Source organism: Streptococcus sp. SM3 (genome assembly GCF_027497875.1).
The window spans coordinates 1-8,521 of record NZ_JAJNSA010000104.1 but is presented as its reverse complement, the minus strand read 5'-3'; the positions used below and the strand labels follow the sequence as shown (position 1 = coordinate 8,521).

General features: G+C 43.2%; 9 protein-coding genes. 8 read left to right on the top strand and 1 reads right to left on the bottom strand.

Going from position 1 to position 8,521, the window contains the following annotated elements:
* Window positions 1-66 precede the first annotated feature (66 nt).
* The 8 genes from PAN06_RS11810 (at window position 67) to PAN06_RS11775 (ending at window position 7,866) form a co-directional block, all read left to right on the top strand.
* Window positions 67-1,164, top strand: a complete 1,098-nt coding sequence (locus PAN06_RS11810) for a sensor histidine kinase (RefSeq protein ID WP_023919319.1) — start codon at window positions 67-69, stop codon at window positions 1,162-1,164.
* A gap of 1 nt (window position 1,165) precedes the next feature.
* The gene (locus PAN06_RS11805) at window positions 1,166-1,765 is read left to right on the top strand and encodes a response regulator transcription factor (protein ID WP_155199274.1); all 600 of its coding nucleotides are present in this window, start codon (window positions 1,166-1,168) and stop codon (window positions 1,763-1,765) included.
* A gap of 185 nt (window positions 1,766-1,950) precedes the next feature.
* Window positions 1,951-3,651 carry an acetolactate synthase large subunit gene (locus PAN06_RS11800; RefSeq protein ID WP_257738278.1) on the top strand — a complete coding sequence of 567 codons (1,701 nt, stop codon included), beginning with the start codon at window positions 1,951-1,953 and terminating at the stop codon, window positions 3,649-3,651.
* Entirely contained in the window at window positions 3,644-4,120 is a 477-nt protein-coding gene (gene ilvN, locus PAN06_RS11795; protein WP_003010242.1) for an acetolactate synthase small subunit, read from the top strand. The genes PAN06_RS11800 and ilvN overlap by 8 nt, the downstream gene beginning before the upstream one ends.
* Before the next feature lie 68 nt (window positions 4,121-4,188).
* Window positions 4,189-5,211 carry a ketol-acid reductoisomerase gene (gene ilvC, locus PAN06_RS11790; protein WP_003004157.1) on the top strand — a complete coding sequence of 341 codons (1,023 nt, stop codon included), beginning with the start codon at window positions 4,189-4,191 and terminating at the stop codon, window positions 5,209-5,211.
* Between the two features lie 76 nt (window positions 5,212-5,287).
* The gene (ilvA, locus tag PAN06_RS11785; protein ID WP_021154480.1) at window positions 5,288-6,538 is read left to right on the top strand and encodes a threonine ammonia-lyase IlvA; all 1,251 of its coding nucleotides are present in this window, start codon (window positions 5,288-5,290) and stop codon (window positions 6,536-6,538) included.
* A 110-nt stretch (window positions 6,539-6,648) separates the two neighbouring features.
* Window positions 6,649-7,542, top strand: a complete 894-nt coding sequence (locus tag PAN06_RS11780) for an SPFH domain-containing protein (RefSeq protein ID WP_269796406.1) — start codon at window positions 6,649-6,651, stop codon at window positions 7,540-7,542.
* Window positions 7,543-7,650: 108 nt separating this feature from the next.
* A complete protein-coding gene (locus PAN06_RS11775) occupies window positions 7,651-7,866 on the top strand; it encodes a hypothetical protein (protein WP_006594972.1) in 216 nt (71 codons plus the stop codon).
* Window positions 7,867-7,988: 122 nt separating this feature from the next.
* Here PAN06_RS11775 and PAN06_RS11770 read toward each other — a convergent pair.
* The coding region (locus tag PAN06_RS11770) for an amino acid ABC transporter ATP-binding protein (RefSeq protein WP_269796405.1) at window positions 7,989-8,521 on the bottom strand (533 nt) is incomplete at its 5' end.

Genomic DNA, 8,521 nt, shown 5'->3' with positions numbered 1-8,521 from the left:
AACCTTGTTTACCCTGGTCTTGTTTACCCTTGTCATTGTTTATCGTCGTCATTCTGAGGTTCGTTCATGATTGAAAAACTCAAGCGTATCCATTATATGTTTTACGCTAGCCTAGTCTTTATGGGCTTTCCCTTTATCTCTATTTTATTAGGGGAGGTCCCCTACTGGCACTTCTTTTTAGCCCTCTTGTTTATTGCTTCCTATCTAGGAGTCTTGATTACTGAAAACAAAAAGCTGACCTGGATTTGTTGGCTATACCTCCTAGCCTATGTAGCAGGAAATACTCTTTTTATTAACGCCAACTATTTTTGGTTTTATTTCTTCATCAGCAACCTATTGGTCTATCACTTTGAGATTCACAATTTTCGCTCTCCCTATCTTTGGACAGTTTTTCTATCGCAATTCCTGCTTTTTGGGGCCATCTTTTTCAAACAGAGTGCGATGGAGTATGAATGGGTATTTTTAATCATTATTTTCTTTTTTACTCATGCCATGACCTACGGCATGATTCGGATTCGGATGGTGGAAGAGTTGAAAGCTGATCATGCCAAGCAAAATGCCCAGATCAATCTTTTGCTGGCAGAAAACGAGCGCCATCGGATTGGCCGCGATCTGCATGATAGTCTAGGCCACACCTTTGCCATGCTCAGTGTCAAGGCAGACCTGGCTGATCAATTCTTAGCATTGGGTCAAGTTGAGAAGGCGCAGGAGCAGGTGCAAGAGATTCAAACCATCAGTCAGGAGTCCATGCACCAAGTCCGAGAGATTGTGGAGAACTTGAAGCAGCGAACCCTGACAAGAGAGCTAGAAACTGTCCAGCAAATGCTAGAAGTGGCGCAAGTCAAAGTGGAGATTCAGAATGAGCTCGATACAGCTAGCATCTCGCCGATCCTAGAGTCTGCTCTGGCCATGGTGTCTCTGGAATTAGCCACTAATATGATCAAACATGCCAAAGCGACGCAGGCCTTTCTCTCTTATTGCTCCACCGAGACAGGTGTAGAAATGGTTGCAGAAGACAATGGCATCGGCTTTAGTAAAGTTTCCGATAAGGATCTGCACTCGATCCGCGAACGGATTGCCTTATTGGGAGGAGAGTTAGAGATCAGTCGTCGTCACAAGCCAACCCGCATAGAAATACGGATCCCCTATCAAGAAAGGAAATAAGATGCGCTTATTAGTTGCTGAAGACCAAAGTATGTTACGCGATGCGCTCTGCCAGCTCTTGCTCCTACAAGAGGATGTGGAAGATGTCTTGCAGGCTGGCGATGGGCAAGAGGCCATTCGTTTACTCGAAACACATCCAGTCGATATTGCGATTTTAGATATCGAAATGCCCATCAAAACTGGGTTAGAAGTGTTGGAATGGGCTAAAAGTCAACAACCCCAGCTCAAGGTCGTCATCGTTACCACCTTTAAGCGACCGGGCTATTTTGAGCGGGCCCTCAAGGCTGGAGTCGATGCCTATGTCTTAAAAGAACGCCGCATTACGGATTTGATGGCCACTCTGCATACCGTTTTAGCAGGGCAAAAAGAATATTCGCCTGAATTAATGGAAGGGATTTTGACCCATCCCAATCCTCTAAGCCCTCAAGAAAAGGCAGTTCTAAAAGAAGTCGCAAAAGGGGCTTCTAACCAAGAAATTGCTGATCGCTTATTTCTCTCAAACGGGACCATCCGCAATTATATGTCGGCTATTCTGACCAAGTTGAATGCAGAGAACCGGACCGAGGCGGCGAAAATCGCCCAAGAAAAGGGATGGCTATAAGCAAGCAAAGTTTCTAGGATTCCTAGAGACTTTTTTGATTGGATTGTTCTTTTTTAGGAGAACTCTCATTATTCATATTTGGATAGAAAATTCAGAAAATTTGTGATTTTTACTTGAATTATTTTCCAAAAATGGTATGATAGTAGCATGCTCATTTGAGAAACAAAGTACTGGAAAGGAGAGACATGGAGAAAATTACCTTAGAAACTGCGAAAACCGGTTCAGAACTTGTCCTTGAAACCCTGCGTGATTTGGGAATCGATACGATTTTTGGTTATCCTGGTGGAGCCGTGTTGCCTTTATACGATGCTATTTATAGCTTTGAAGGTATCAAGCATATTCTTGGACGACACGAACAAGGGTGCTTGCATGAAGCTGAAGGCTATGCCAAATCAACTGGGAAGTTGGGTGTCGCAGTCGTCACGAGTGGACCGGGGGCTACAAATGCCATTACAGGGATTGCAGATGCCATGAGCGACAGTGTGCCTTTATTAGTCTTTACTGGACAAGTTAATCGCGCTGGAATCGGGAAAGACGCCTTCCAAGAAGCGGATATTGTGGGAATTACCATGCCCATTACCAAGTACAATTATCAAGTACGTGAGACGGCAGACCTTCCGCGGATTATTACAGAAGCTGTCCATATCGCGACGACCGGACGTCCTGGTCCGGTGGTGATTGACCTACCGAAAGACGTCTCTGCTATAGAGACAGATTTCATCTATGAACCAAGTGTGAAGCTTCCAAGCTACCAGCCAACCATTGAACCAAATGAATTGCAAATCAAAAAGATTTTGAAGCAATTGAGTAAGGCTAAAAAACCAGTTCTTCTTGCTGGTGGTGGGGTAAGTTACGCTGGGGCTGCAAAAGAGTTGATTGCTTTTGCAGAGCGCTATCAGATTCCAGTAGTGACCAGTCTTTTAGGTCAAGGAACGATTGCGACCAGTCATCCTCTTTTCCTAGGAATGGGAGGAATGCACGGATCCTTCGCTGCTAACATTGCCATGACAGAGACGGATTTTATGATTAGTGTTGGTTGTCGATTTGATGACCGTTTAACAGGTAATCCAAAAACTTTCGCTAAGAATGCTAAGGTTGCCCACATCGATATTGATCCTGCAGAGATTGGTAAGATCATTGCAGTTGATATTCCAGTCGTTGGTGATGCGAAAAAAGCCATGCAACAGTTGCTGGCAGAACCAGTGGTTCATCTGAACACTGAAAAATGGATCGAAAAGGTTACCCAAGATAAGAACCGGGTTCGTTCTTACGACAAGAAGGAACGGGTTGTACAGCCCCAAGCTGTGATCGAACGCATTGGAGAGTTGACCAAGGGGGACGCTATTGTCGTCACAGACGTTGGACAACACCAAATGTGGGCAGCTCAATACTATCCTTACCAAAATGAGCGCCAATTGGTGACTTCAGGTGGTCTAGGAACGATGGGATTCGGTGTTCCTGCAGCTATCGGAGCAAAAATTGCCAATCCCGATAAAGAAGTTGTTCTCTTTGTCGGAGATGGTGGTTTCCAAATGACCAACCAGGAATTGGCGATCTTAAATATTTATAAGGTTCCCATCAAGGTCGTTATGCTCAACAACCATTCACTTGGGATGGTCCGTCAATGGCAAGAAGCCTTCTATGATGGTCGGACATCAGAGTCAGTCTTTGATAGCCTTCCGGATTTCCAATTGATGGCGCAAGCCTACGGGATCAAGAATTATAAATTTGATAATCCTGAAACCCTAGAGAAGGATTTGGAAGTCATCACAGAAGATGTACCAATGTTCATCGAAGTAGACATTTCTCGGAAAGAGCATGTCTTACCGATGGTACCAGCTGGTAAGAGTAATCATGAGATGTTGGGGGTGAAGTTTAATGCGTAGAATGTTAACAGCCAAACTTCAAAACCGCTCAGGTGTTCTGAACCGCTTTACAGGAGTTCTATCGAGACGTCAAGTCAATATCGAAAGTATCTCTGTTGGCGCAACAGAAAACCCTAACGTATCGCGGATTACCATCATCATTGATGTTGCTTCGCACGATGAAGTGGAGCAAATCATCAAACAGCTCAACCGCCAGGTGGATGTAATCCGTGTTCGGGATATCACAGATAAACCACACTTGGAGCGCGAAGTGATCTTGGTGAAAGTTTCTGCACCTGCTGAGAAGCGGGCAGAGATCTTGGCCATCATCCAACCGTTCCGTGCGACCGTGGTCGATGTAGCCCCAAGTTCGATTACCGTTCAAATGACGGGAAATGCAGAAAAGAGCGAGGCCCTCATTCGTGTCATTCGCCCGTATGGGATTAAAAACATCGCCCGCACCGGTGCAACCGGATTTACTCGAGATTAATTCTTACCTTAACATTGTTAACCCCGCCTTAAAAAGGCAAATAATAAAATAGAAAAGAGATTTTACTTATGGCAGTTCAAATGGAATACGAAAAAGACGTTAAAGTACCAGCACTTGATGGTAAAAAGATCGCCGTTATCGGTTATGGTTCACAAGGTCATGCCCACGCACAAAACTTGCGTGATTCAGGTCATGATGTGATCATCGGTGTGCGTCCTGGTAAATCATTCGATAAAGCAAAAGAAGATGGTTTTGAAGCTTACCCAGTTGCAGAAGCAACTAAATTGGCTGATATCATCATGATCTTGGCACCAGACGAAATCCAAAAAGATATCTACAAAGATGAAATCGCTCCAAACTTGAGCGCTGGTAAAGCTCTCGGATTTGCTCATGGTTTCAATATCCACTTTGGTTACATCAAAGCTCCTGAAGACGTAGATGTCTTCATGGTTGCACCAAAAGGACCAGGTCACTTGGTACGTCGTACTTACACTGAAGGATTTGGTGTACCAGCACTTTACGCTGTCTACCAAGATGCTACTGGTAACGCCAAAGACATCGCAATGGACTGGGCAAAAGGTGTTGGTTCAGCACGCGTTGGTCTTCTTTCAACAACCTTCAAAGAAGAAACAGAAGAAGATTTGTTTGGTGAACAAGCCGTTCTTATGGGTGGTTTGACAAGCTTGATCGAAGCTGGATTTGAAGTTTTGACAGAAGCTGGTTATGCCCCTGAATTGGCTTACTTCGAAGTACTTCACGAAATGAAATTGATCGTTGACTTGATCTACGAAGGTGGCTTCAAGAAAATGCGTCAATCATGTTCAAATACTGCGGAATTTGGTGATTTCGTAACTGGTCCACGTGTCATCGGTCCAGAAGTAAAAGAAAACATGAAAGCTGCCCTTGCTGATATCCAATCAGGTAAGTTTGCGCGTGAATTCGTTGAAGACCACGATGCTGGTTTCCCACGTTTGAAAGCCTTCCGCAAACAAGCTGAAGAACTTGAAATTGAAAAAGTTGGTGCTGAATTGCGTAAAGCAATGCCATTCGTTGGTCAAAACGACGATGACGCCTTCAAAATCTACAACTAATTGTCTGTAGAAGACTAAGCAAGTTGGGACACCCTAGCTTGCTTTTTTGATCAATACACAGCAACAGAGGTATGAAATGATAACAGCAAAAGATGTGGCCAAGGCCCATAAAATATTAAGTGGAGTCGTTGTCAATACGCCCCTTGAATACGACCACTATTTATCTGAAAAATACGGGGCAAAGATTTATTTGAAAAAAGAAAACGCCCAACGTGTTCGTTCTTTCAAAATTCGTGGTGCTTACTTTGCGATCTCTCAATTATCAAAAGAAGAGCGTGAGCGTGGGGTAGTGTGTGCTTCTGCGGGAAACCATGCGCAAGGAGTTGCTTATACTTGTAATGAAATGAAGATTCCAGCGACCATCTTCATGCCGATTACGACACCGCAACAAAAGATCGGCCAAGTCCGCTTCTTTGGTGGGGACTATGTAACGATTAAGTTGGTGGGGGATACCTTTGATGCATCAGCTAAGGCGGCCCAAGAATTTACTCTCGCAGAAAAACGGACCTTTATTGACCCGTTTGATGATCCACACGTACAGGCTGGCCAAGGAACAGTGGCCTATGAAATTCTTGAGGAAGCTCGAAAAGAATCGATTACCTTTGATGCTGTCCTTGTTCCTGTTGGTGGAGGAGGCCTCATTTCAGGTGTTTCTACCTACATCAAAGAAACAGAGCCTCGGATTGAGGTCATTGGGGTAGAGGCTGAAGGAGCACGCTCCATGAAGGCTGCTTTTGAAGCAGGTGGTCCCGTCAAATTACCAGAAATCGATAAGTTTGCAGACGGGATTGCTGTGCAAAAAGTGGGACAATTGACTTATGAAGTGACCCGTCAACATGTGGAAACTTTGGTTGGGGTCGATGAAGGCTTGATTTCAGAGACTTTGATTGATCTTTATTCCAAACAAGGGATCGTAGCTGAACCAGCAGGAGCGGCCAGTGTGGCATCCCTTGAAATCTTACGCGAATACATCAAGGGGAAAACCATTTGTTGTATTATCTCAGGTGGGAATAATGATATCAACCGTATGCCTGAGATGGAAGAACGGGCTTTAATCTACGATGGGGTCAAACACTACTTTATCGTCAATTTCCCACAACGTCCAGGGGCCCTTCGTGAATTTGTAAATGATATCTTAGGTCCAAATGATGATATTACACGTTTTGAATACATCAAGCGTGCTAGTAAGGGAACAGGCCCTGTCTTGATTGGGGTTACTTTGGCCAATAAGCATGACTATGCAGGTTTGGTCAATCGTATTGAGCGTTTTGATCCGTCTTTCATTAACTTGAACGGAAATGAAACTCTCTATAATATGCTGGTCTGAGTATCATGCAGAAATAATCGACTATTTAAGCAATATATTTTTAGGGAATATATTGCTTTTTTATGAAGACATATGATATGATATGCGTAAATTAAAAGGAGGAACTTTTTATGCCTGGATTTTTTATCTTTATTTTATTCTTGCTAATGGTTGCAGGATTCATTATGATTAGCTCACTATATGTGGTCAAGCAACAATCAGTTGCCATCATCGAGCGTTTCGGACGTTATCAAAAAATTAGCGATAGTGGCATTCATATGCGAGCGCCTTTTGGCATCGATAAAATTGCCGCACGAGTTCAATTGCGCGTCTTGCAGAGTGAGATCGTGGTTGAAACAAAAACTCAGGATAACGTGTTCGTTACCATGAATGTGGCGACGCAATACCGAGTGAACGAAAGCAACGTAAAGGATGCCTACTACAAACTCATGCGTCCAGAATCACAGATTAAATCATACATTGAAGATGCTTTGCGCTCTTCTGTACCTAAGTTGACCTTGGATGAATTATTTGAGAAAAAAGATGAAATCGCTCTTGAAGTTCAAAAACAAGTAGCAGAAGAAATGTCAACTTATGGATATATTATTGTTAAAACCTTGATCACCAAAGTTGAGCCAGATGCCGAAGTGAAACAATCCATGAACGAGATCAATGCGGCGCAAAGAAAACGCGTGGCAGCTCAGGAATTGGCAGAAGCAGACAAGATCAAGATCGTTACTGCTGCTGAAGCAGAGGCGGAAAAAGACCGTTTGCACGGGGTTGGTATTGCCGAGCAACGGAAGGCCATTGTCGATGGATTGGCAGACTCTATTAAAGAGTTAAAAGGTGCGAATGTAGACTTGACCGAAGAACAAATCATGTCCATTCTCTTAACCAACCAGTACTTAGATACCTTAAATAATTTTGCAGATAAAGAAGGGAATAATACGATTTTCCTACCAGCAAACCCAGATGGTGTCGAAAACATTCGTACACAAATATTATCCGCCTTGAAAGCAAAGTAAACTTTTTATCATTTTTTAAAAAAGGTTCGTATTTTCAGCGATTTTAGTTGACAAAATGTGCAAAAAAATTTATATTAGTATTGGAAATAATAATATAGGAGAAAGATCATGGCTAAATCGAACTTTGAAAAAGTAGAATCAGTTGTTGGATGGGTACGTGATAAGAAAATTACTGGGTATCGTATCAGTAAAGAAACAAATGCCCGTGAAATGTCTATCATTGCCTTGGCTCAAGGACGTGCAAAAGTAAAGAACATCTCGTTTGAAACTGCACTTGGATTGATTGATTTTTATGACAAAAATCATCAAAAATTCGAAAATTAATTTGTTGTTCCAATTGAAAACCAGAGAGTTTGCTCTCTGGTTTTTTTCGATGCCTCAAAAGCAGAAACGATACAAAAAAAAACAGCTTGCTTCCATACTGGTAAGCAAACTGTTTCAAGAGATTAATGTAAGAAGCGTTGAAGGAATTCCTTGGTCCGTTCTTCTTTTGGATTGCTAAAGATTTCTTTTGGATCTCCTTGCTCAGCGATGACACCCTTGTCCATGAAGATGACCCGGCTAGAGACATCGCGGGCAAATTCCATTTCGTGGGTGACAACAATCATGGTGAGTCCTTCTTTTGCCAGGTCCTGCATGATTTTCAAGACTTCCCCAACCATTTCTGGGTCTAGGGCAGAAGTTGGTTCATCGAAGAGAATGGCATCAGGATCCATAGAGAGGGCGCGTGCGATGGCGACCCGTTGCTTTTGACCACCTGAAAGTTGTTTCGGACGGGCAGCCCAATATTGAGATCCCATACCGACTTTTTCAAGGTTTTCTTTGGCAACTTTCTCTGCAGTTTTACGATCGCGCTTGAGGACGGTTGTTTGTGCAACGATCGTATTTTCCAAGACGTTTAAATTTTCGAAGAGATTAAAGCTTTGGAAAACCATTCCTAATTTCTCGCGGTAGTGGGTAAGATCATACTCAGGATCAA

What these genes read in the sequence shown, in the direction of transcription:
- PAN06_RS11810 (WP_023919319.1), top strand. Translation starts at nt 67, where the DNA reads ATGATTGAAAAACTCAAGCGTATCCATTATATGTTTTACGCTAGCCTA.
- PAN06_RS11805 (WP_155199274.1), top strand. Translation starts at nt 1,166, where the DNA reads ATGCGCTTATTAGTTGCTGAAGACCAAAGTATGTTACGCGATGCGCTC.
- PAN06_RS11800 (WP_257738278.1), top strand. Translation starts at nt 1,951, where the DNA reads ATGGAGAAAATTACCTTAGAAACTGCGAAAACCGGTTCAGAACTTGTC.
- ilvN (WP_003010242.1), top strand. Translation starts at nt 3,644, where the DNA reads ATGCGTAGAATGTTAACAGCCAAACTTCAAAACCGCTCAGGTGTTCTG.
- ilvC (WP_003004157.1), top strand. Translation starts at nt 4,189, where the DNA reads ATGGCAGTTCAAATGGAATACGAAAAAGACGTTAAAGTACCAGCACTT.
- ilvA (WP_021154480.1), top strand. Translation starts at nt 5,288, where the DNA reads ATGATAACAGCAAAAGATGTGGCCAAGGCCCATAAAATATTAAGTGGA.
- PAN06_RS11780 (WP_269796406.1), top strand. Translation starts at nt 6,649, where the DNA reads ATGCCTGGATTTTTTATCTTTATTTTATTCTTGCTAATGGTTGCAGGA.
- PAN06_RS11775 (WP_006594972.1), top strand. Translation starts at nt 7,651, where the DNA reads ATGGCTAAATCGAACTTTGAAAAAGTAGAATCAGTTGTTGGATGGGTA.